The organism is Erythrobacter sp., assembly GCF_030066995.1.
Taxonomy (GTDB): Bacteria; Pseudomonadota; Alphaproteobacteria; order Sphingomonadales; family Sphingomonadaceae; genus Erythrobacter.
On record NZ_JASJAP010000004.1, the window covers coordinates 230134 to 252042 of the forward strand.

The window sequence follows — 21909 nt, forward strand, 5'->3', positions numbered from 1 at the left end:
CTCGCGGCGCGATGACCAAACACGCTTCCAAACCTCGTGCCAAACCCTGGATCGACCAAATCCACGCCTACACGCCGGGCAAATCCAGCGCGGCCGATGGGCGCGCATTGATTAAGCTCTCGGCGAACGAAAATCCGCTCGGCACCAGCCGCGCGGCGATGGCAGCCCTGGCCGAAGCGCGCGAGCAAGCCGCGCTTTACGCGGACCCGGCCTGCACACGGCTGAGGGAAGCGCTGGCACAGCTGCATGGTCTGGAAGCGGACCAGATCGTGTGCGGCACCGGCTCGGGCGAATTGCTGCATTGCGCGGTGCAGGCGTTTGCGGGCGCTGGCGATGAGGTGCTCTTCTCGCGCTATTCCTTCTCGCTCTATCCGTTGATCGCGCACAAGGTCGGTGCGACGCCGGTGATGGCAGCGGACGCGGACTACGCGGCTGATGTCGACGCGCTGCTGGGGGCGGTGACGCCGGCGACGCGCGTTGTGTTGCTCGACAATCCGAACAACCCGACCGCGACATGGATCGATCCCGACGCCGTGCGCCGCCTGCATGCCGGGCTGCGCGGCGACATCCTGCTCGTGCTTGACGAAGCTTACGCCGAGTATCTCCCCGAGGCGCACCAGCCGGTGGGCTTCGAGCTTGCCCGGAGACACGAAAACGTGCTGGTCACGCGCACATTCTCTAAAGCCTATGGTCTGGCCGCTGAACGCATCGGCTGGGCCTATGGCGCGCCGCATCTGATCGACTATCTCAACCGCCTGCGCGGCGCGTTCAACGTCAGCGCAAGCGGGCAGAAAGCCGCGCTCGCTGCCGTCGGCGATCAGGAGTTCGTCCAGCGCTCGGCGGCCAGCAACCGCGAAGCGCGCTCGCGGTTCGTCGCCCAGATCGAGGCTCTGGGCAATCGTGGTCTGCGCGCTCTGCCGAGCGAGGCGAATTTCGTACTGGTCGAGTTTGCCGGAAAGCTGAGCGCGCAATCGGCGATGCAGGCGCTCGGCGATGCGGGCTATGCGGTGCGCCATCTGCCGGGCCAGGGCCTGCCCAATCACCTGCGGATCACGATCGGCACGCCGCACGATATGGACGTGGTCGCGCAAACCCTGTCTCAGGCGGCGGGGGTCTCGGCGTGAAGATCGAGACCGTCGCGATTATCGGGCTGGGCCTGCTTGGCGGCTCGATCGGGCTGGCCATTGCGCAGCGCGCTCCGGGCATCGTCACCACCGGCTATGACCGCGACGAGGCCGTGCGCGCCGCCGCGCGCGAGCGCGGTCTGGTGGGCGCGGTGTGCGAGAGCGCTGCGGAGGCGGTCGCCAAGGCGGATCTCGTCATTTTGTGCGTGCCCGTCGGCGCCATGGAAGCGGCCGCGCGCGCCATCGCCGAGCACCTGCCGCAGCGCGCCATCATCTCCGATGTCGGCTCTTCCAAAAAGAGCGTGATCGAAGCGCTCAGCGCCGCTCTGCCGGGCCGTACGATCATTCCCGCGCACCCCGTGGCCGGAACCGAGCAAAGCGGGCCGCAAGCCGGCTTTGCGACGCTGTTCGCCGGGCGCTGGTGCATTCTCACGCCGCCCGCCGACGCCGATCCCGCGGCCCTCGAGGCGCTGTCGGACTTCTGGACAAAGCTGGGCGCGCGCGTCGAGCTTATGGACGCTGAGCATCACGATCTGGTTCTGGCGGTGACCAGCCATATTCCCCACCTCATCGCCTTCACGATTGTCGGCACGGCCAGCGACCTTGAGGACGTGACGAGGTCCGAAGTCATCAAATATTCCGCCGGGGGCTTCCGCGACTTCACCCGTATCGCCGCGAGCGACCCCGTAATGTGGCGCGATGTGTTCCTCAACAACAAGGGCGCTGTGCTGGAGATGCTGGGCCGGTTCACCGAAGACCTCACCGCCCTTCAGCGCGCGATCCGATCCGGCGATGGGGAGACGCTGCACGAATTGTTCAGCCGCACCCGCGCGATCCGGCGCGAAGTCATCGATCAGGGGCAGGACGACGAAAAACCCGACTTTGGCCGGGAACACTGACGCGCCGAATCGGAGTTAGTTGATCAAACACATCCCTGGAGGGGGGTGAACGAACTCCTCGCCCGATTGTTCGCCAGGATTGAGCGTAAAGCGGCCCGCAGCAAAGCTAGCAGGCCTTTTGCAAGTAGGAAAACACGCCCGCGCTCGTCACGCATTCAACGCGTTGATCGCCGCGTGCACGCGGGTCTCGATTTCCTCACGCTTCAGTCCCGCCGGAATGGTCTCCCCCACGCGGTATGTGATCGTCCCGGGTCGCTTGATCAGGCGGTGATAGACCGGCCCGCTGTTCACCGCGATCGGAACAACCGGCAGACCCAGCAGCTTGTACGTGCCCGCAAAGCCCGATTGCAATGGCGGCTGCGAGCCGTGCTCGACCCGCGTTCCTTCGGGAAAGATCACCAGCGGTCGCCCTTCCGCCACGCGTTCGCGCGCGGTCTTGATCATTTCGCGCAACGCGCGTGCCCCCTTGTCACGGGCCACGGGGATGAGCCCGTAAATCCGCGCCGAATAGCCCCAGCCCGGAATCAGGAACAGCTCACGCTTGGCGAACACTGTTGGAAAGCGAAACAGGCGCGGCATGTCGATCGCCTCGAAATAGCTTTCATGCTTGACCGCGATCAGCACCGGCCCGTCGGGCAGCGTCCCTTCAAGGACCACCTTTATCCCGACGATACGCTCAAGGCACCAGCGATGCCAGCGCCCCCATGTGGCAACCACGCCGCGCAGCCGCTCACGGCCAAAGGGAATGGCCAGCACCGAGGCGACGACCAGCAGAGCGCTGAAGCCGTAAAAGACGGGGTAAAACAGCAGGCTGCGCGCGAAGGGCATGGGAGGGCGGAGGCGCTCCTTTTCAGACGTTGAGCCAGCCAGCGATCTGGCTTGCGATCAGCTTGTGATACTCAAGAAAAAGCGCCCACATGCTCGGCTGCGAAGGCACCGCGTCGCGCACCACGCGCACGCCATCGGGCAGCTTGCGGTTAAGCTCGCCCGCCGCGCGGCGCATGTGCCAGTCGGTCGTCACCAGACGCAGGGAAGCGACGTCGTTCTGCTCCACCCACTCGGCGGTCTCGGACGCGTTGCCGCGTGTGTCGAGCGCCATGAAGCCGAGCGAGACGCAGCATTGCATCTGCGCTGCCGGTACATCGAACTGGGCCGCGAACTCGTCCGGCTTCACTTCGGGATCGACCCCGGTGACCAGCATCCGCCGCGCCAAACCTTCATCCAGCACATCGAGCCCGCGCGCGATCCGCCCCGCGCCGCCCGTGGGTACAATCACGGCGTCGGTCGCCATCTTCTTGGCTGGCTGCGGCAGATCAACCGCGAACCACAGGAAGCCGAGCGCCCAGACCAGAAATGCCACCGATAGGAATGTGCGAACCATTACCGGCTCTTCTTCACAGCATCGCCCTTAACGCAAGCGAAATGGTGATCCGCGCCGTCAGCAGAGCGAGCAGAACTCCGGCAAGCGGAATGGCGGCGACGATAACCCAGTCGGACGCCGTCAGGCTCGCCCCGCCGATCATCCCGCTACCCAAGGCGGCAAACTGAAAACCGAGCAGCCACACGACCGCCACACCCACAGCGGCCCCCACCAGGGCGCCAAGGCTCGCCTCGATCGTAACGCTGCGCTGAAAGATGCGCGTGATCTGGTTGTCGGTGCCGCCCAGCAGATGGATGATCTGCACTGTCTCGCGGTGGTTGGCGAACGCGCTGCGCGCCGCAAGCCACACCGCGCCCGCCGTGGCGATCGCCACCAGCGCGATCAGCGCCAGCGCCAGCCATTGCAGCGCGGCGAGCGCATCGTAGACAGGCCGCAGCCAGGTGGACTGCGCATCGATCTTGGTTCCGGGCACCGCCCGGTCGAGCGCCGTTTGCAGGCCGGCAATTTCGCTCGCGGTGGCGCGGCGGGAGAGCTCGACATCGATCAGCGCCGGGATCGGCACATCCTCTCCGCCAACACCGGTTCCCAGCCAGGGCTCAAGCAAGCCGATCAGCTCTTCCTCGGGCACGATCCGCAAGGAGACGACAAGCGGCTGGCTGGCCAGCGCTGCGGCGGCGGCTTGCGCGCGCTCGGCCCTTGTCTGCGGGTTCGCCTCGATGATCTGCACGGTTACCGCGTTCGACAGGTCCGCGCGCGCAGTGTCGGCAAGGTTGCCAAGCGCCAATCCGCCCGCAGCGGCGATAACGACGAGCGCCATGAGGATCGCGATGACCCAGGGTATCGGCCCCTTGAAGCGCGAAGTGGGCAACAGCCGGGCCGCTTCGCGCGCGTCGATCGGATGGTCGTGGTCGCTCACGCCTGGCCCCCATTGCCCCCGGCGCCCTCAGCGCTGAAAGGGTCGCGGCCCGGCTGAGGCGAGCGGGTTCGCGCCGGCGGGTAACGCAGCGCGCGCGTGGGATCGGCCAGGCGCCCCTTATGGAGACGCATGATGAGCGGATCGGGCATTTGCTGGATCAGTTGCACATCGTGGGTCGCCACCACCACCGTCGTCCCCACTCGGGCGTTGAGCGCCTCGAAAAGCCTCAGCAGCTTGAGCGCCATCTCGGGATCCACATTCCCGGTCGGTTCGTCCGCGAGGAGCAATTGCGGGCGGGCAATCACCGCGCGCGCGATCGCCACGCGCTGCTGTTCCCCGCCCGACAATGTGGCCGGGAGCGCCTGCGCGCGGTCGGCAAGATTCACCCAGTCGAGCATGTCGTGGACCGCCTTCAGCACGCGCGGTTCCTCAACGCCGGCCAGGCGCAGCGGCAAGGCCACGTTGTCGAACGCGGAAATGTGCTCGATCAGGCGGAAATCCTGAAACACAACGCCCAGCCGTCGACGGAAATCGGGCAGGTCGGCGCGCGGCAGGGTTATCATGTCGCGCCCGAACATCCGGATCCCCCCGCGCGAGGGGCGCTGAGCCAGATAGAGGAGTTTTAGAAGCGTGGTCTTGCCGGCGCCGCTTGCGCCGGTGAGGAAGTAGAAACTGCCAGGGTACAGCGTAAACGACAGATCGCTCAGGACCTCCTGATCCGCGCCATATCGCACGCCGACATTGTCAAATTTCACGATTTCGCTTGCGCGCTCGGTCATGGCGCGGCCCTATCAGCGCCCCCGTTGCGGGGAAAGCCCATGATCGCGCCCGAGCAGCGCCCAGGGGCTCCCAACACGGCAAAACCGGGTCAGCGGTGTGGAAAAATGCCCCTATTCACCCCACCTAGGGGCTCAGCACCCTTGTGCGCAGGGTACCGGCAAGTATGGCCAAGAGGACGATGATAATTTCGTGCCCTAATTGCGCGACGCGCTACGCGGTTCCGGACACCGCCATCGGCGTTGAAGGCCGCACCGTGCGCTGCGCCAAGTGCAAGCACAGTTGGTTTCAGGAGCCGCCCGAATCCCTTTTGGTCGAGGCCGAGACCGAAACCGTCGATGGTTCTTCGCAGACCGCTCCGACAGCTCCTCGGGAAGCAGCGACCGAGCCCGCGTCATCTGAGCCGCCCTCTGTGTCGGCCCCGTCACCCCCACCGCCCGAAGGCGCGTCAGCCGAACCCGCGCCAGAGGAACCGGTATCCGGACCCGCCACTCAGCGCGGCCCGGTGATCCCCAAGCCTGTGGGCGCGACGACACCGGACACTGTGGGCTCTCCCCCGCGTATTCCGACACCGCCCGCACCGGCGAACGAGCCCGACGGCGAGGTTGGGGAGGCGGTCGATGGCCCCTCGGTCAGCCACTGGACGACCAGCGACGCCGATATGAGTTCCATCGCCGCCCAGGCGCGCAGCGCGGGGGCCGAGAGCGCGCAGACGCGTTCCGAAGACGCACCGGACAGCGAAGCGGGTTTCGGCTTTGAGCGCGACCCGCTCGCTTCGAGTTTTCCCGATACGCTCGCTGAGGAGGACGAGCCCGAAAGCGAATATTCCGAAGGCGCGACCCCGTTCGACGACGATTACGAGAGCCGCTATGCCGAGGGTGAGGACGAAGAAGACGTCTCGCAATTCGAGTATCGCGCGCCCTTCACCGCGCGCCGCAACCCGCTCAAGATGTGGACCATCGCAGCGGTCGTCTTCGCGCTGATGGCGGGCGGCACCGCGATTGCGGTGAATTATGTCGGCCTGCCCGCCGGGCTGCCCTTCAATCGCCCGACCTTCGGCATCGGCAAACCCGACCTCGTGCTCAACTTCCCCGCCGCACAGCAACGCAAGGAAATCCTCGAAACCGGCGTCGAGATCTTTCGCGTGCGCGGCTCGATCACCAATGCGGGCACCGAGACCGAGACCGTCCCGCGCCTGATCGTCGTGTTCGTCGATGAGAACGACAAAGAGATTTTCAGCAAGACGGTCGTGCCCGCCAAGAACGAGCTGGCCCCCGGAGAGAGCCTCAACGTGACCGAGGGGATTTCCGATTACCCCGCCGAAGCGCGGCGCGCGCGTCTGGGATGGGCCCCCAGCTAAGGCGCCTTCGACAGGCGTTTGGTCGGTTTGGTCGCAAGCTCAGCTGAACTCGATCCAGAGCGTTCCGTTTTCGTCGCGCTGTTCTTGCGGCTCTTGCTGGCGGGGCGCATCGACAACCGGTCTTTCTCCATCGCGGCGGATCCGGACCCTCACCGGGCGCACGATCCGCGCGGTGGCGCGCGCGGAGGCTACGGGCGCGGCGTCAGCGGCGCGACCGCGCTGCGAAGAGACGTCCGTTGCGGCCGCACCCTCGGCGGCGGCGAACAGCGCAAGAGACAGACCTATCGCCATGGCCGGGACCTTCACGCGCTCTTAACCATGTTTGCAAGGCCTTCGTTAACCGCGTCCCGTCGCGGAACAGCTCGACAGGCGAGCGGCGACGCGCGGCGCGTCTCGCCTTGAGCAAAAACGGGCGCATTCGGCGTATCGGAAGGGCCGCGTCAAAAGGCTTGCGCAGGTCAAACCGGGTTGCTATCGGGCCGCTCCTACCCCGGGGTGAGCCTTGCTGTGTCCCGGCCTTTCATTGAGTGCGGTCGTGGCGGAACTGGTAGACGCGCAACGTTGAGGTCGTTGTGGGCTAACGCCCGTGGAAGTTCGAGTCTTCTCGACCGCACCAATTCCTTCTTTTTATGACGGAACACCCCTGCACAAGGGTCTCGGCAAGCGTGGGGTTACGCTGCTCGGGCGTCGATGCGTGGATGCACATCCATGTCGCTGTTTCGCGCCCATTCGGGCGGTTCGAAGGGTAGCTTGTATTTCGTGGTAAAGCTGAGTGCGGTCACGGGCCAAGTCGGGCTGCGTGCGGCTATGTGGAATTCGCCAATGAAACGCCTCGACCGACCGGTGGGGCTTGCCGGGCGGATAACTCCCGCGCTTCACATCGCGCCGCATCCAGAGGTGCGGATCATTAGAATTGGTCCCTTCGACCCGCGCTCCGTTGATCATCATGACCGACGGGCTGCCTTCATCCAGACCAGCAAAGGGAGAGCCTGAAGACGTTCGCATCCGCCCTTGCCCACGTCCATCACAGTTGTGGACCAGCAGCGCAATCCGATCGACGCACAGACCTAGAAGAGCCGCCGCTCCGCCGCCCTGGTTGAACGGCCAAAGCCTTCTGTCCCCCGGATCAATGATCATCGAGTGCGAGTGTAACTTCCGCTTCACATTTCACCGTCCATTCGGCAAGCGACTGACTGACCGTGCGGTCAATGAAAGCGCCGATCCGCGAAGCGGGCAGTGAACAGGGGAGAGGGAAATGAGTTTAAGGAAACTTTCTTGAGGGACAGCGCTCGCGAGCGTCGTATTCTTTCATCAGCAGAGTGCAGCGCAGAACACAGAAAGCGCCGGTGCAGAGAATTCGGCCCCCGAGATTGTCGTGACTGCGCAGCGGCGCGAGGAGCGGTTGATCGAGGTTCCCGCTTCTGTTGCCGTCACGGATGGCACAACCCTCCAGCGCTACAATCTTTCCGAAGCAAGCAATCTGGTTCTGACCACTCCGGGGCTGGCGTTGGGCGACGCCAACACGCCGAGAGGCGCAGGGTTTCGAATTCACGGTATTGGCACAAGCGTGTTCGCGGACGGGATCGAACAATCCGTCGGAACGGTGGTTGACGGGGTTCCTTATGCCCGAGCCGGTCAGGGACTGGCCGATCTTGTCGACGTCGAGCGCATCGAAGTCCTGCGAAGCCCTCAAGGCCTGCTCTTCGGGCGCAACGCGTCTGCCGGGCTCATCAACATTACAACACCGCTGACGGTATCGTCACGAACCTGACGACTGGCGAGGAATACAACGATCGCAACGAATACGGTGTGCGCGGCCAAATCGAGTTTACTTCAAGCGACGACTTCGAAGTGATCCTGCGCGGAGACTGGTCGGAGAGAGAGACAACGCGGGATCGATCTGGACCGTTCGCGAATTCGCCGATCCCACAACAGACCCACGTCCGGGCACCGCTTTCCTTTCAAGTGCAACAGGCCCGATCGAAGAGGGGCCTTCCGCCGATGTCATCAATCCAGGCGGCGCGATCGAGAATCTGGTCGAGAACTACGGCGGTTCGGTTGAGGCGAACGTGTTTCTCGGGGAGTTTACCCTCGCATCCCAAACCGCCTATTGCGAGTGGAAGCAGGAAGATAACAACGACGCTGACCTGTCGCAGCTCAACGTCCTCGACATAAATTTCGGAGCGAACGATCTTTGGCAATTCAGCCAGGAATTGCGCCTGACCTCACCCACCGGCGGCGCTTTCGAATTTGTCGGCGGCGCGTTGTATTATCCAAGCTCAAATCGAGGCTCTTTTAGTCAGGTTGGCCGATTCACCGTCGGTCTTGCTCAAGCGCAGGCAGCGAACTTTGATGTGCCGCTTGCACCGGGCCTCGTGCTTCCGGCCTCGCAGAACTTTGGCCGAGATATCGAGTCCGATATTGATGTCGAAGATATCGCCGTGTTCGGCCAGACCACAACCCGGATCACAGATACCCTTTCACTGATTGGCGGCGCACGTCTCATTTACTCTCAGGTCTCGCTTGATTACGAACGGGTGGGAACGCCCGGAGCCAGCGCGTTCAATTTCATTCTGGGACCGGCCTTTGCTCCCTTGGCGTTCGATGCCGAAACCGATGACACCGCGCTGTCCTGGCGTGGGGGCCTGGAATTCCAACCCAACCGGGATCTCAACATCTTCGCGACGGCGAGCCGCGGTTACAAAGGTCCAGGGTTCAACAACCTTCTCGATCTTACCGTACCGGATGGGATGACGGCGGCGGAGTTTGCCGAAGTCGAACCGGAAATCCCCACAAGTTTCGAAGTCGGGATCAAATACGCAGAACCAGACGGCGTTTTCCGCGGAAGCCTCACCATCTTCAGGACCGAAGTCGAAAACTTTTAGGCTCAGGTCGTCGAATTTGCAGAAGGCGCCCAGATCGGCTCTTTCGCGATCCGCAACGCTGGCGAACTCCTTAGCCAGGGCTTCGAGCTCGAACTCGGCGCGCAGCCGGTCCCAGGTCTGAATTTTGCCTTTGGACTGGCTTACAACGATGCGGAGTTTGTCAGCTTCGAGGGAGCCGCTTGTCCGAGCGTTGGCGCTTTGGTTACAACGGTTGGTGCGCCATGCGGTCCGCAGGTGGCCGGAGGACCGAACGCAACCTCTTTCGACGCCTCGGGGCTGGAGGTTCCCAACGCGCCGGAGTGGACAGGCAATGTATCGGGCACTTACGAATTTGATATCAGCCCGTCATCGGGGGTCGGAGGGTTCGTCCAGGCGCTCTATTCATTCCGATCGGATACCGTTTTTGGCCTTTATCCCGCGAATATACCCAACCCGACCGAGCAGGATGGATATGGCATATTGAACGCCACTGTTGGCGCGACCTTCAACGATGAACGGATCACGGTCGATCTTTGGGGGCGCAACCTGCTCGACACGAATTATGTCACTTCGATCTTCGAGCTGCCCTTTGATGGAGCAGGCGGGCTTGGCCAATTTGTAACCCGAGACGCCGATCGTCGTGTCGGCGTGCGCGTCGGGTTCGATTTCTAGGAATAGACGAACGGCCCCGCGGCAGAAAGCGCTGCACACAAACGCCGCGGGTTCGTTTGCCAGTCGCCCAAGTCCTTGCTCCATGAAGAGTGCACTGCCGGATCGATGGGAACGGTGGTGTCCATTGTGGCACCGGGCTCGACAACCACTTTCGCGAAACCCGCGAGCACGCGAATTGGCATGCTGGGGTCGGCGCTGGCTGTCTCTGCATAGATCTGGACCACGACCGCTGTCGGGCGATCGCCGTCATTGTGTATCGATACAACGCAAGCGTTTTCAAGGTTGTCCGCTGTCGAGACTTGCAGGAGCCGGGCCTTTCCGTAGCCAAGCCCGAAACCGAACGCAGCGAGTGGTCTTTTGCCGCGCCGATCATACCAGCGGTGCCCAATCAGGAGCCCTTCGCCATAGACGAGGCGACCGTCTTTGGGCGGGTAAAACGCACTGTGCGAATGGTCGCCTACTTCGCGCGGCCATGTGAAAGGGAGCCGACCCGAAGGTTCCGCTTCGCCAAGCAGCACATCGACCAGCGCATTGCCGAATTCTTCTCCCGGGAACCACGGCACCAACACCGTCGAGGCCCGATCGTACCACGGCATCGCTGTTGCCGCGCCGACGTTCATAACAACGATTGCGTCTGGGCGAGCGTCGAGCACCGCCTCTGCCAATTCATCCTGTGGGCCGGGCAAAGCACGGGTCGATCGATCTTCACCCTCCGTTTCCCAGTCCGAATTGGACCCGAGAACCAGCAGAACCCTATCCGCCTGCTGCGCCAACTCAACCGCCCGCAAAATTGAATCCGCGGGCGAGGGCTTCGCGATGCCGAATTGAAAACCTGCGATCAGCGCATTTGCCGGCTTCAGATACTCAATCCGCAGCGCGTAACGGCATCCCTTCACGAAAGCCTTGGTGGCCCTGATCTCGTCCGACCCAAAGCCGAAATAGCTTCCGCCGGGCGCAAAACTGTCCCAGTTGTCGATCACGATCTCATCGTCGATGATCAGACGCGCTGGCCCCGCGCTGAACAGGCCAAGGTCGAAATCGCCGTCCTTCTGAGGGATGAATTCGCCGCTCAGGCGCACGAATTGTTCGTTTTCCGTGAGGTTTGCTTCGCCGAAGAACAACAGCGAATTCGCCGCGTGTTTTTCCTCGCTGACCAATGGATGGTGTTCGCTTGGTCCGTCGAAGCGGGCAAGCATCAATCCGCGCTGGCCGGCTCCGTTCTGCAATTCCTCGTCGCTGGCAGGCTCGACATACTTGGCGTTGGAGCAGCCCTTCTCGAATTGGATATCAACGCCTGGCAATCGGTCGCGTAGAGCTGCGAGCGGGTGAGAGATCGGGTGCGAGCGTACGAAGGAACTGCCGCCCCCCATGATCTGTCCATGCTGCGCATTCGGTCCGATGACTGCCAGCGAGCGAAGATCGGCTGGGTCGAGGGGTAGAACCTGGCGTTGGTTCTTGAGCAACACCGTCCCTTCCGCAGCGGCCCGACGTATCAGCTTCCTGCGCTCTGGATCGTCAACGCTCGCTTCAGGATCGTCGGCATCTCCCTGCGCTTGGGCTCTCTCGGCAAGGCGCTCCAGTCTGGCGATCTTGGCGTCGATCACTTCGAGCGGGACGTCACCCGATTCCAGCGCCGTCTTGAGTTGATCGCCCCAAACGCGCGAGGGGCCTGGCATTTCCAGATCGAGCCCACCAAGCGCGTTGCCGATCGTATCCCTGGCAGCGCCCCAATCGCTGACGACCACACCTTCGAATCCCCATTCGCTGCGCAGGACGCCTTCGATAAGGTCGCCATGCGCGCACATCTGAACGCCGTTTACGAAGTTGTAGGCTGCCATGATCATCCATGGGTCCGCAGCCTTTACGGTCATTTCGAAGGGACGCAGATAGACCTCGCGCAAGGCCTGCTCGTCAACGACGCAATCAACGGTCAGTCGATCGACTTCGCAGTCGTTCGCGACGAAATGCTTCGGGCAAGCGCCGACGCCCGTTGATTGAACTCCGAGCACATAGGCGGTGGACAAGAACCCGGTAAGGACTGGGTCTTCGGACAGGCATTCGAAGTTCCTCCCGCCAATCGGGGTCCGCTGCAAATTGATCGTCGGTCCAAGAAGCACGTGGGCTCTCTTGGTGTGGGCTTCTTCGCCGAGCGCTCGCCCGATGTCGCGCACGAGATCAGTGTTCCACGATGCGCCGAGGGACACACCAACCGGAAAGCTGGCGGCCGTCACGAAATTCGCAAGGTCGCCGCGGGCGCCGTTCGGCCCATCGCTCAGCTTGACTTGCGGTATGCCCGTTCTGTTTGAAGAGGCGGTGCGCCAGAAGTCGCTGCCTGTCAGGAGGTCGATCTTCTGATCAAGCGTCAAATCGCTCTTCGGCTTAGTCATTCGACCGGGTTCCTTCTCGCTCTGCGTTGAGAGCGTCCATCACTTCCAACATGGCGAGAGCGTCCCGCCAACGATCACCGACTTCCTCTCCCTCGTGCAGCGTTGCATAGTTGATCCGATGAGTGGTGCCCTGGAAATCGACCGAGGCCGGGAGCGTTTCCGGCGCGAAAACTGTCGGCTCATTCTCGTTGGCGTTGGCAAAGCCCTCGAGACACAAGCGCCACATCGCGCGATAATCCTCCCAACATTCGTGGTCGCGCGCTTGTTCAAGCGGAAGCTGCATCGTGCAACTGTGTCCGATACGGCCATGCATGAAACGGGTTCGCTCAAAAACTGGAGCGAGCGCTGCAAGCTTGGCCTCAAAGTCACCGTATCGCATCTCCGCTCCTGTATACCAATGAGAGAGGTCCGCGTTGAACTTTAGATCGGGAGAGCGGGAACAAAGATCGGTTGTGCGGCGCATATCCTGCGTCATTGTTGCCCGGTGGGTTTCGATGTAAACCGGCAGGCCAGAGTCAGACGATGCATCAAGCGTCGCGCGCGCCGGCGCGTCCATCTCCGCATCGCTTTCAAAGCCGGTACCCACACGCCAGGTGGAGCAAACGAATCCCCACGCCTTGTGCTGCATCGCTATCGGACGAGCCTCTTCGGGATCGGTTATGCGCGCCATCCCGCTCATTTCCAGCCCAGCTTCGATTGCGGCAGGCTCGGGGAAATAATGCTGGAGGCCCACAAACCCGGCGTTCCTGACAGCACGCCAATCGGTGCCGCTTTCGTCCAGGGGTGCGGCGCTCGACGTCGGCAAAGACCACAGGACTCCTGCGTTAATGTGGAACCGCATGGCGTCAGTTCTGCAAGGGATCGTGCGATTGCCAGTCGCCGCGGTCGCCCGCAATGGCCGCCAGCGCGTTGGCGTTGGCAAAGGAAAAGATGAAAGCGCGACGGTGGCGGTCTTTGGTACGATTGGGACCGGTGTAGTGCGGCGCCGCGTAACCATGGACCGTCGCGGAGCCTGCGTCGAGCGCACATGGCACCGCCTTGGATAGATCCAAATCCCTTTCGGGATGCGTCATTGCCATAAGTCTGCCCTCATCATCGGGGTCACCGCTCGAGACGATGTGCTCGGGCATCGGGTCGGCTTGCTTGCCCGGGATAAAGGTCATGCACCCGGTCTCTTCGTCGACATCGTCGAGGGCCAGCCAGAACTGCAGGATTGCATCGTTGGGCAGGGTCGCGCCAGCTTCGGTGACTGGCCTGCCTGCATAGGCCATGTCCTGGTGCCAAGGTGTCTCGTGCCGATGCCCCGGCGGTTTGTAGATCAGCATCGAGAACATCAAGGGCAAATCGGAAGTTCCGATTATACCGCCTGCGATCTGTGCCGCGTTACGCACGGCTTCGTTCTCGGCAAATCTTGCGTCATGCAGATGCGGGTTCATCAACTGCCGCGTCAGGCCGCCCAGGTGACGGTCATCGGCTTCAAAGTCGGTTTTCCCTGAGAGCGCGTCATCATATGCGGCCTGGAGTTCGGCCAAACCTTTCTTGCCAACAAGCCCGCGGACGACAGCAAAGCCATCGGTCTGGAACCGGTCCTTTATCCGCCGCAAATTGTCGGCCTGCCTGTCTTCCACACTTCCCATTTCTGAAACCATTGGTGGGGTGCCTCGCGCTTGCCCGTTTCGCCGACCGGTACATTTCACTGACCATTCGGTCATTGAAACTCGATGCAAGATGCAAAGACCACTTCTCGTGCCGAGGAAGATATCGTCGCCTGGCCCGCTCGCCTGGCTTTTGGTGTGGGAGATTCCTCGCTCAATCTGGTTTGGAATGGCACGGCGCTGCTCTTGATGTTCGTTTACACGGATATCCTCGGCATTGCGCCGGCCACCGCGGGGCTCATCTATCTGATCGCCATGGTCTGGGATGCGGTCACCGACCCGCTTATCGCTGTATTCGTAGACCGCACGCGGACGCGTTTTGGACGCTATCGCCCCTGGCTAATGATCGGCAGCGTGCCGCTGGCTCTGAGCTATCCGATGGCCTTCTCTCAGCCACTTGTTTCAACTATCGATCCGGTCGTCTGGGCGCTTGGGACCCATCTGCTGCTGCGAACCTGTTATACAATTGTCGGTGTCCCGTTTTCCGTTCTGCAGGCCAGGCTCACGCAGGATGCGGATGAGCGCACTAGGTTGGCCGGCTTTCGTATGGCGGGCGCGGCTCTAGGCGGGCTAACCGTTGTCTTTGCGACACCGCTGATCGTCTCGATGCTTGGTTCGGCGAGAGCAGCGGAGGCTTACCAAATCGCCGCATCGATCGCAGGCGTCATGACCTTTGCGGGGATCGTGTACTGCGCTTTGGCAATTCGGGAACCTGCCAGTGGACCTCACGAACCCGCCGTCTCTCTGCGTGAGGATATCGCCAGCGTTCCGATCTTGTTCAAGGCCAACGAGCCATTGATCCGAGTCTTCTCGATTGTCGTCGTAGCGTCCATTTGTCTGGCGATGTTCTCGAAAAATATCCTCCACTATTTCAAGTACATCGCTGAACGCGAAGACCTTGCGATCTGGGCACTCACCCTACCCGCAGCCCTGTTGTTCGTAAGCGTGCCCTTCTGGGTCTGGGTGGCATCCAGAACAACCAAGGCCAGAGCACTCCACTACGGCTGTCTGATAGCCTTGGTCGGATATCTTTGCTTCCTCGCAGTGCCGGCAAGTTCGATCTTCGGGACCTTTGCCAGTATCTGCATTCTGGGTTTTGGGAGCAGTTCATTGCCTGTGCTGTTCTGGGCGATACTTCCAGACACCGTCGAATTCAGACGCTGGAAGACCGGAATACAAAGCGAAACGAAGATCTTTGGATTTGCCACGTTTGCGCAAAAAACGGCCGTCGGAATAAACGCGCTCTTGCTGGGCGCATTGCTCGATATCGCGGGATACGTCCCTAACACGGAGCAGGCACCGGGCACGCTGGTCGCCATTGAAGGTATGATGGCTGGAATTCCGGCCCTGGGTGTAATGGCCATCATCGTCATGCTGCGCGGCTACACACTTGATCAGGATAGGCATCGCGAAATCAAATCCGGTTTGATTGAGTAAGATCGCCAGCCCACGCGCGGCGTTTGAGCCCGAAGAGACCGGCAGTTCAAGCGCCTTCGCTAACCACTGCGAGCGGCGTGGCACCGGTCCGCCTTTGAAACCACCTGCAACAGGGTAGCGTTGCGGAGGTCACTTCATAGCAGGGGACGCCTTCCGCCCGCCCGATCTGATCGCTGCAGCATGGTCACACGGTTATGTCGTGGTCTTCTGGGTACAGGCCTCCGGTTTCACCGCGCCTTGAGATAGCCATTTCACGACGTAAGCAAGTTCTCGATACGCCAAACACGTCAATCAGAACCGAAGTCCCCACGCTTCATAGACTTCCCGGAGCGACGGCTTCATCGCCAACGCCAAGTCTACGTCTTCGCGCGCGCCCGGGTCGCCCTGAGCTGCGCGGACCACGCCTCTCAACAGCCTGGAATCCGCCATGCTCGGGTCTTCGAGCAACACTGCATCCAGATCCGATTGCGCTTCATGCAGATTGCCAAGACGGAAGTTGGCCATGGCCCGGCTGTCCAACGCCGCGAGCGAATAATCGCTTTTCTCGACCGCTTCGGTGCACGTGCCCAAGCGCTCGATGTCGACCTTGTTCCAAATTCCGGAAAGCCAGCAGATGGCGTTGAGCAACGAGCCGTCTCCAGGACGTCGCAGCTTCAGATCCTCAAGGATTTGCAGCCCTTCATCAAGCGAGCCGCCCCACGCAAGCGCGTGCGCCATCAGTTCCGCCTCCGACACCCGGTCATCGACATAGTCGCCATATTCTTCGGCTATGGAGACCGCCTCATCATGACGTCCGAGCAAAGAAAGCAGCTCGACTTGATCGTAATGGGTCGAACCATCCGGCTTTAGATCCTCCGCAAGGCGATAGTCGTCCAGCGCCCCCTGAAGATCGCCAACCTGGCGCTTGAGCGCCGCGCGGAAGTGATAGATTTCCTGTGAGGCTTCAATGTCATGCGCCGCCTCTACATCGGCCAGCGCCGCAGTGTAGTCGAAGATGCCGGAAAGGAAGCGCGCGCGATTGAGAAGCGCGGTCGGATCATCGGGCTCGGCCTCTTCGATCGACTGCGCGTAGAACGCCTCAAGAGGCGCGAGCAAAGCGCGTTCGTCACCGAAATACTCCCACCTTGAGCGCACTTCGGTCGGCGAGCGCAGCACGGGCAATGATCGGCTGAAGCGAGTGAGGTTACGACGAGCACTCGATAACTCGTTGGCGGGCAGTTCCTCATCAAGGCCACGCATGCGCTGCGACAAGATGAACCTGTCGTCTTCCAATTCAGCGTTCGAGTTCAGCTCCACGCCGCCGATTATCTCGGAAACCTTGCTTTGCCCCTCAATTTCGAAGCCTGAGGGCTCGTTCGGCAAGATGATCTCGAGGCGGCTCGAATAGTGAACGGGTCCATTCAAAAGCAGCGGGATATCGCGCCAGGCCGCCCGCGCGCGATCAGCGTCGAAGCTTACATCCTTGGCGGCCTGTGCGGGCGGTTCAAACTCGAAGACCGCTCTATCCTGCGTCCATTGCGTGGTCTGCAGGGCGCGCGCCGATATCGTCGCCACTCCCGTTTCCTGATCATAGCGGAGCGCTTCGTCGAGCAAATGCGCTTCGCCCAGCAGACCCGATACGGCTCTTCGGATCGCGCTGTTTCGAACATCTTCGTCCGCCTGGTTTGCCATCGCGCGCCATGCCGCTCCCCCGGCGCCGGTGTACTCGATCTCGACATCGAGCAAGGCCGGCACACTGATCCCCGCGCTGTGATCAATCGTCAGCTTCAGGGAACGGTTCGGCGTCTGCGGTGGCCGCTCATCAAGCCGTATCAGTTCAGAGCCCGCCTCTCGCAAGGGAAGCGCGAAATAGAACCTGGGAACCACATCGATGTTCTGGCGCCGCGTGCCGCTTGTCGTGCCGTCGAGCCAATAGCTCGTCCCGCCGATCTCCGCTCTAACGATCATGTGATCGAAGTTGCCGGGCATCGGCGCAAGCCCTGGGAGAGCGTCGCCACCTCTGGTCCTGACCAGCGCAACTTCCGCTTCGATGTCCAGCTTCCGCAGCATGGCGAGCAGCAGGAGCGACTTGGCTTTGCAATCCCCGAAGCGCTTTTCCCAAGTCTCTTCGGGCGCCTGCGGAAGGTAATTCCCGCCATTCAGGCCATTGAGCAGATAGCTCACATCGTCTTGCACCTTTTGGACCGCAAGGGCGGCGCGAGTCAGCGGGTCAGCGGTCTGTTTCGCGATTTCCTTGATCGCCTCTGCAAGATCATCGTCTTGGCCAACGCTGTCATTGACCTGATAGTGTTGCGCCATCTGCCGCGATACATCTTCCCAATTCTGGTAGGTCGTAACCTGCATCAGGTCGCCGATCTTATACCGTAGCGGAGCATCGACCGGAACTTCGTCGGGTTCATCGACCGGAAGCGAAGCGGACCATGTGTAATAGCCGTCCTCGAGAGTGGGCTCGGCCACCGACCCGTCGCCAAGCCTCACGCGCGAGACCTCCAGATCGACTGGCCATGAGACGCTGACCCGACCATCCTCCAAGGGAAAGGGTTTGGCCGGGAGTGGCGATTGCCACTGGACGTTCTCTTCCAGCGCCTGATCATCGAGCGAAACCGAATAGGCCAGATGGATGATGTCGCCGACACGGGCTCCGGGGACATTCAAGGTTGCGGTAAGCGAGCCATCAATCAGCCGGGCTTCCAAGCCTTGCTCGCGGCGAAGCACCTCGAACTGCGCTCCATCCGCAAGGAGGTTGATCACCTCGCCTTCGCGGATGATCTCGGCCGAATGGACGATAAGATCGCCCTTGTCGGGAAGCCACTCGGCGGTGAGTGTGCCAAACTGAGTGAGCGCTTGCGGTGTGTCCAGCGCCGCTGCGGTGCTGACGTAAGTCCACAATTCGCCATCCTCGATGCGCGACTGCTGATCAAGGAGCACAAGCGGGGAGTTGGACGTCCTTCCTTTTTGGACAAGATCAGCTTCCTCGACCCATTCCGGGGCCGGTTGGTAGATGACCTCGTCGCCAGCGAGTGCTGGAATGGGGAGCGCTAGCGCCGAAGCTCCAGAAACGAGGTATGTCACCATAACATGCGGGCGTTCTTGAAGCCGGTTCGATCGTTTTAGTGTCTTCGCAGTCACGCGCATCGCGTTGTCCTTTGGCTCAGCATGAATACCCTGTTTGGCATCGCAGATCTAAATCCGACAAAAATCAGAGAGATTTCATAACGATTGCACAAGACCTTTTGGATCGTCTTGTGCCGATCGGGTCGTCTTGGCATGGAGCAGTCCAGGATGAGTAAACGCCCCACAAACCGATTATGGATTGCCGGCGTGGTCGATATTCGTCGCCGAAGCCACCCGCCTGCTCGATTGTGGAGAAGGAACGCGTGCTTGCCCGATCCGAAAGCTGCGATGACGCGCAAATCGCCGATAAGCCCTGCATTCTGGGCCGACGTCGGATGGCTCGCGCCAGCAAAAATGCAAGTGTTCCGAAAAAAAGGCCCCGCCCTGGGGCGGAGCCATAAAGTCTCAGAACCCGCTATCAAAAACGTGGCTCTCTGGGTCGTAAGCCAGGTTATAGGCGTGGTGATTGACCAGGCGATGAACCATCAAGACAAAGACGGGGTTAACAGCCGTCTTTTCCTCAGCGGCTGGTGAAACGTCCCCTTCTAGCCGAAGAACTCGGGTGTCATGTCCTCGATGCTCATCGCAGCCGGGGCGGATGGCGGGTTGGGGGCGGCGGCGTAAGCGGTGGCGGATGGGCTGGCCGCGAGCTTGTCGGGCGCGGGCGCTTCCTGCGCGGTTGTGAACCAGACGTTCCGCCGTTGACAGCCGCGTTGGCGCTCCGGACTGCCGCTCTCCCGCGGCAAACCCACAAGCTCAGCGATGGCCGTCCCTACTGGCTGTTGAGCGCGTTGGACGTGGCGACGATGGTGAACGCGGCGCTTGCAATGGTGGAGAGGAAGCGTTCCAGCTCCACGCCAGGCGCGGTCGCGATGTAGAGCACGTCGCCATCCTGCATCATGAAATCCTGCATCGCGAAAAGGCTCTGCGCGTCGGTCATGCGCAGGCTGTAGACGACAGGCACGCGGCCATCAGCCGTGGTCGGCGCGTCCGCCCCAACCAGCGGATCAACCGCGTCGGAGGGTTCCATGCGAAAGACGAAAACGCCTTTGACGTTGGCGCGCGTCTCATTGAGGCCGCCCACACGGCCCAGAGCTTCCGCTAGGCTGATACCGCGGCTTTCGAACGGCACCTCAGCGTTGGCCTTGACCGCGCCAAGCGCCACGAAGCTGTACGGCTGGTGCTGGAGCGTGATCACATCGTCGGGCCGCAAGCCGATGTTCTGGGTCGGATCGGCGATCACGTTTTCGAGCGGCATCGCCGCCTGAACGGAGCCGCGCGCCACTTGGATTGTGGATTGCTCGATCGCTTTGCTCGCCCCACCGGCGTTTGCCAGCGCGTCAAGCACGCGCTCCCCGCGCGCGGACAGGACCATCCGCCCGCTTTGCGCCACTTCGCCGAGCACGGTGACCGTCCGGGTCTCGTTCTGGACCAGCCGCACCAGCGCCTGCGGGTCGTTGGCTCGGCCCGCGAGGCGCGAGACGATGATCGCCTCGATCTCGTCAGGGCGCAGCCCAGCAACCGTAATCCGGCCAACAAAGGGGACCGTGACCTTGCCGTCCTCGCCCACCTGCTGTTGCGGAATCTCGGCGGTGCTGGACACGTCCATCGCGCCAGCCAGCTGTACACCCGCAGGCGCCGCTCCGAACAACACCGCCGGGGGCGCCTCCCAGATCCCGATATCCAAGATGTCCCCCGGCCCGACAATCGTCGGCGACACGCTGGATTCGCCAAACACTTGCGCAAAGGTGGTCGAGGCCTTGTGCGCGTTGAGCCGCTGATTGACCCGGCCGTTGAGCTCGACCACCTGGATCGCGGTTCCCGCAACCCCGTCTTCGACGCTTCCACGGATGCCCCCGGCCGACGGCCCCGCGCCGCCCAAAGTCGTGCAGCCAGTGACCGCCATGGCGACGAGCAAGGTCAGGCTCATGCGCCAAAGGGTACGTTGGCGTGATGGGGGGTTCAATCGTGCGTTTGCGTTCGGCATTGCAGTGTCCTTGGCCCGGTCGGGCTAGAGATATCGGTCATACACGGCCTTGAGCTGCGCGCGGTACGCATCGGGGCTGAACCGCGCTGCCTGAGCGAGGCCGCGCTTCGCGTATTCCTGCCGCATCGCTTCATCGGCGTCGATCGCGCGGATAGCCTGTGTCAGGCCGGCCGTGTCGTAGGGGTCGACCGCATAGGCCGCCTCGCCCGTCACCTCGGGCAGCGACGAGGTGTTCGAGCAAATTACGGGCGTGCCAAGCAGCATGGCTTCGAGCGCGGGCAGGCCAAACCCTTCGTAGAGCGAGGGGAACAGGGCCGCGCGCGCGCCGCGAATAAGGCTGACCAGCAAGGGGAACGAGGCGTAGGGCAATTGCACAACTCGCTTTCGCGCGCCACGCCGACGCTCGATGCTTCCATGGAGCGTCTGTGTGTCGCCCAAGAGCTTCAATTCCTGTTCCGACTTCCACGCTTGCGCGCCAACCATGACCAGGGGCGTGTCGATCTGCGAAGACAAATAGGCCTCGATCATCCGCCCGATGTTCTTCTTGGGCTCAAGCGAGCCCCAGAACAGGAAGTATCCCTTGTAATCAATCCCGGTCAGCCCTTCGACCTCGCGCGCCACCTGATCTTCGGGCTTGTTGCGGTACTTTTCCGGAATGCTGACCGATTGATACGTGTTGGTGATCCGCTCGGGCGCGATCCCGACCAGCTCGACAAGATCGCGCTTCGAGTTTTCCGAGACCGTGACGAAATGCGCGGCCTTCTTGTCGAGCTGCTGAAGCAGGCGCAGATAGCGGCGCTTGTGATCAAGCGTGGTATAGGGAAGCCGGAGCGGCACGACATCGTGGAGGGTGTAAATGTTCGGGCGACCCTTGACCCAGAGCGGGATCGGATAAGTCCAGTGCGCCAGATCGGGCTTCTCTTGCAGGCGTATGGTCGACGGCCGCTGCCACAGCTTGAACGCGCTCTGCGCGCGGGCAAACAGGTCGGGCGAATTGAACAGGCGATCGTAATGCGGGAGGCGTGAGGCAAAAGTTCGGGTAATGACCCGCCCGGTCACGGGGACCGGTTTTGCTCGAAAGGTAAGCGGGCCGTGTATCGCCTGCTGGATCTGCTCCAGTATTTCGAGGATGCGGATGCGCTCCTCGCCGCCGCCATCGAAGAAATAGATCTCGCTCAGAAGGTCATCGCGCGTCGTGCTCATGCGATTGCCGTAGAGCACGTCCACCCGATGCCCGAGATGACCGATCTCGTAGCTGAGATTGCGCGCGTAGGTCGCAACGCCCGTGCCCTTTTCGAGCCCGAGATTGTAGCCATCGATGAGAAGCCGGGCCATT

General features: G+C 62.0%; 16 protein-coding genes, 1 tRNA gene and 2 pseudogenes. 8 read left to right on the top strand and 11 right to left on the bottom strand.

Annotated features, from left to right (window positions below; translation table 11 throughout):
- The first annotated feature begins 11 nt into the window (after positions 1-11).
- Complete coding sequence (locus tag QNI87_RS11205) at positions 12-1124, top strand: histidinol-phosphate transaminase (RefSeq protein WP_300596475.1); 1113 nt, start codon at positions 12-14, stop codon at positions 1122-1124.
- Positions 1121-2023, top strand: coding sequence for a prephenate/arogenate dehydrogenase family protein (locus QNI87_RS11210; RefSeq protein WP_300596477.1), 903 nt, complete (start codon positions 1121-1123; stop codon positions 2021-2023). The genes QNI87_RS11205 and QNI87_RS11210 overlap by 4 nt, the downstream gene beginning before the upstream one ends.
- Before the next feature lie 147 nt (positions 2024-2170).
- Here the strand turns inward: QNI87_RS11210 and QNI87_RS11215 are convergent, their stop codons facing one another.
- Genes QNI87_RS11215 through ftsE form a run of 4 tightly spaced genes read right to left on the bottom strand, consistent with a single transcriptional unit; the run spans position 2171 to position 5099 of the window.
- Positions 2171-2851 (bottom strand): lysophospholipid acyltransferase family protein, encoded by a 681-nt coding sequence (locus QNI87_RS11215; protein WP_300596478.1) that lies wholly within the window; start codon positions 2849-2851, stop codon positions 2171-2173.
- Between the two features lie 22 nt (positions 2852-2873).
- Positions 2874-3404 (bottom strand): YdcF family protein, encoded by a 531-nt coding sequence (locus QNI87_RS11220; protein WP_300596480.1) that lies wholly within the window; start codon positions 3402-3404, stop codon positions 2874-2876.
- Positions 3405-3417: 13 nt separating this feature from the next.
- Positions 3418-4320: a cell division protein gene (locus tag QNI87_RS11225; protein WP_300596482.1), complete on the bottom strand. Its 903-nt coding sequence runs from the start codon at positions 4318-4320 to the stop codon at positions 3418-3420.
- Complete coding sequence (gene ftsE, locus QNI87_RS11230; protein WP_300596484.1) at positions 4317-5099, bottom strand: cell division ATP-binding protein FtsE; 783 nt, start codon at positions 5097-5099, stop codon at positions 4317-4319. The genes QNI87_RS11225 and ftsE overlap by 4 nt, the downstream gene beginning before the upstream one ends.
- Positions 5100-5278: 179 nt before the next feature.
- On the opposite strand from ftsE, the pseudogene QNI87_RS11235 reads away from it, so the two are divergent.
- Positions 5279-5401, top strand: a pseudogene (locus QNI87_RS11235) (MJ0042-type zinc finger domain-containing protein); the annotation flags it as partial.
- Between the two features lie 1095 nt (positions 5402-6496).
- On the opposite strand, the gene QNI87_RS11240 reads toward QNI87_RS11235, so the two are convergent.
- Positions 6497-6763 (bottom strand): hypothetical protein, encoded by a 267-nt coding sequence (locus QNI87_RS11240; protein ID WP_300596486.1) that lies wholly within the window; start codon positions 6761-6763, stop codon positions 6497-6499.
- Positions 6764-6986: 223 nt separating this feature from the next.
- Here QNI87_RS11240 and QNI87_RS11245 point away from each other — a divergent pair.
- The 3 genes and pseudogenes from QNI87_RS11245 to QNI87_RS11255 all read left to right on the top strand — a co-directional run bounded on the left by QNI87_RS11245 (position 6987) and on the right by QNI87_RS11255 (position 9993).
- Positions 6987-7073: transfer RNA gene (locus QNI87_RS11245), tRNA-Leu, on the top strand.
- A gap of 759 nt (positions 7074-7832) precedes the next feature.
- Complete coding sequence (locus tag QNI87_RS11250; protein WP_300596488.1) at positions 7833-8228, top strand: Plug domain-containing protein; 396 nt, start codon at positions 7833-7835, stop codon at positions 8226-8228.
- Between the two features lie 298 nt (positions 8229-8526).
- Positions 8527-9993: pseudogene (locus QNI87_RS11255) on the top strand (TonB-dependent receptor).
- Here QNI87_RS11255 and QNI87_RS11260 read toward each other — a convergent pair.
- Genes QNI87_RS11260 through QNI87_RS11270 form a run of 3 tightly spaced genes read right to left on the bottom strand, consistent with a single transcriptional unit; the run spans position 9990 to position 14029 of the window.
- On the bottom strand, positions 9990-12380 hold the full coding sequence (locus tag QNI87_RS11260; RefSeq protein WP_300596490.1) for a glycoside hydrolase family 3 C-terminal domain-containing protein: 2391 nt from the start codon (positions 12378-12380) through the stop codon (positions 9990-9992). The pseudogene QNI87_RS11255 and the gene QNI87_RS11260 overlap by 4 nt on opposite strands.
- Complete coding sequence (locus QNI87_RS11265) at positions 12373-13221, bottom strand: hypothetical protein (protein ID WP_300596492.1); 849 nt, start codon at positions 13219-13221, stop codon at positions 12373-12375. The genes QNI87_RS11260 and QNI87_RS11265 overlap by 8 nt, the downstream gene beginning before the upstream one ends.
- A 4-nt stretch (positions 13222-13225) precedes the next feature.
- Positions 13226-14029, bottom strand: a complete 804-nt coding sequence (locus tag QNI87_RS11270; protein WP_300596494.1) for a phytanoyl-CoA dioxygenase family protein — start codon at positions 14027-14029, stop codon at positions 13226-13228.
- Between the two features lie 72 nt (positions 14030-14101).
- Here QNI87_RS11270 and QNI87_RS11275 point away from each other — a divergent pair, with 72 nt between their 5' ends.
- On the top strand, positions 14102-15472 hold the full coding sequence (locus tag QNI87_RS11275) for a glycoside-pentoside-hexuronide (GPH):cation symporter (protein WP_300596496.1): 1371 nt from the start codon (positions 14102-14104) through the stop codon (positions 15470-15472).
- Positions 15473-15763: 291 nt separating this feature from the next.
- On the opposite strand, the gene QNI87_RS11280 is transcribed toward QNI87_RS11275, so the two are convergent.
- Positions 15764-18547, bottom strand: a complete 2784-nt coding sequence (locus tag QNI87_RS11280; RefSeq protein ID WP_300596498.1) for a DUF3857 domain-containing protein — start codon at positions 18545-18547, stop codon at positions 15764-15766.
- Between the two features lie 306 nt (positions 18548-18853).
- On the opposite strand from QNI87_RS11280, the gene QNI87_RS11285 reads away from it, so the two are divergent.
- A complete protein-coding gene (locus QNI87_RS11285; RefSeq protein WP_300596500.1) occupies positions 18854-19120 on the top strand; it encodes a hypothetical protein in 267 nt (88 codons plus the stop codon).
- A 238-nt stretch (positions 19121-19358) separates the two neighbouring features.
- Here the strand turns inward: QNI87_RS11285 and QNI87_RS11290 are convergent, their stop codons facing one another.
- Together QNI87_RS11290 and QNI87_RS11295 are read right to left on the bottom strand one after the other, a co-directional pair.
- Positions 19359-20516 carry a polysaccharide biosynthesis/export family protein gene (locus QNI87_RS11290; protein WP_300596502.1) on the bottom strand — a complete coding sequence of 386 codons (1158 nt, stop codon included), beginning with the start codon at positions 20514-20516 and terminating at the stop codon, positions 19359-19361.
- 81 nt (positions 20517-20597) lie between these two features.
- A complete protein-coding gene (locus QNI87_RS11295; protein WP_300596504.1) occupies positions 20598-21908 on the bottom strand; it encodes a glycosyltransferase family 1 protein in 1311 nt (436 codons plus the stop codon).
- Between the last annotated feature and the right edge of the window lies 1 nt (position 21909).

What these genes read in the sequence shown, in the direction of transcription:
- QNI87_RS11205 (WP_300596475.1), top strand. Translation starts at nt 12, where the DNA reads ATGACCAAACACGCTTCCAAACCTCGTGCCAAACCCTGGATCGACCAA.
- QNI87_RS11215 (WP_300596478.1), bottom strand. Translation starts at nt 2,851, where the DNA reads ATGCCCTTCGCGCGCAGCCTGCTGTTTTACCCCGTCTTTTACGGCTTC.
- QNI87_RS11220 (WP_300596480.1), bottom strand. Translation starts at nt 3,404, where the DNA reads ATGGTTCGCACATTCCTATCGGTGGCATTTCTGGTCTGGGCGCTCGGC.
- ftsE (WP_300596484.1), bottom strand. Translation starts at nt 5,099, where the DNA reads ATGACCGAGCGCGCAAGCGAAATCGTGAAATTTGACAATGTCGGCGTG.
- QNI87_RS11260 (WP_300596490.1), bottom strand. Translation starts at nt 12,380, where the DNA reads ATGACTAAGCCGAAGAGCGATTTGACGCTTGATCAGAAGATCGACCTC.
- QNI87_RS11265 (WP_300596492.1), bottom strand. Translation starts at nt 13,221, where the DNA reads ATGCGGTTCCACATTAACGCAGGAGTCCTGTGGTCTTTGCCGACGTCG.
- QNI87_RS11270 (WP_300596494.1), bottom strand. Translation starts at nt 14,029, where the DNA reads ATGGTTTCAGAAATGGGAAGTGTGGAAGACAGGCAGGCCGACAATTTG.
- QNI87_RS11275 (WP_300596496.1), top strand. Translation starts at nt 14,102, where the DNA reads ATGCAAGATGCAAAGACCACTTCTCGTGCCGAGGAAGATATCGTCGCC.
- QNI87_RS11280 (WP_300596498.1), bottom strand. Translation starts at nt 18,547, where the DNA reads ATGGTGACATACCTCGTTTCTGGAGCTTCGGCGCTAGCGCTCCCCATT.
- QNI87_RS11290 (WP_300596502.1), bottom strand. Translation starts at nt 20,516, where the DNA reads ATGAGCCTGACCTTGCTCGTCGCCATGGCGGTCACTGGCTGCACGACT.
- QNI87_RS11295 (WP_300596504.1), bottom strand. Translation starts at nt 21,908, where the DNA reads ATGGCCCGGCTTCTCATCGATGGCTACAATCTCGGGCTCGAAAAGGGC.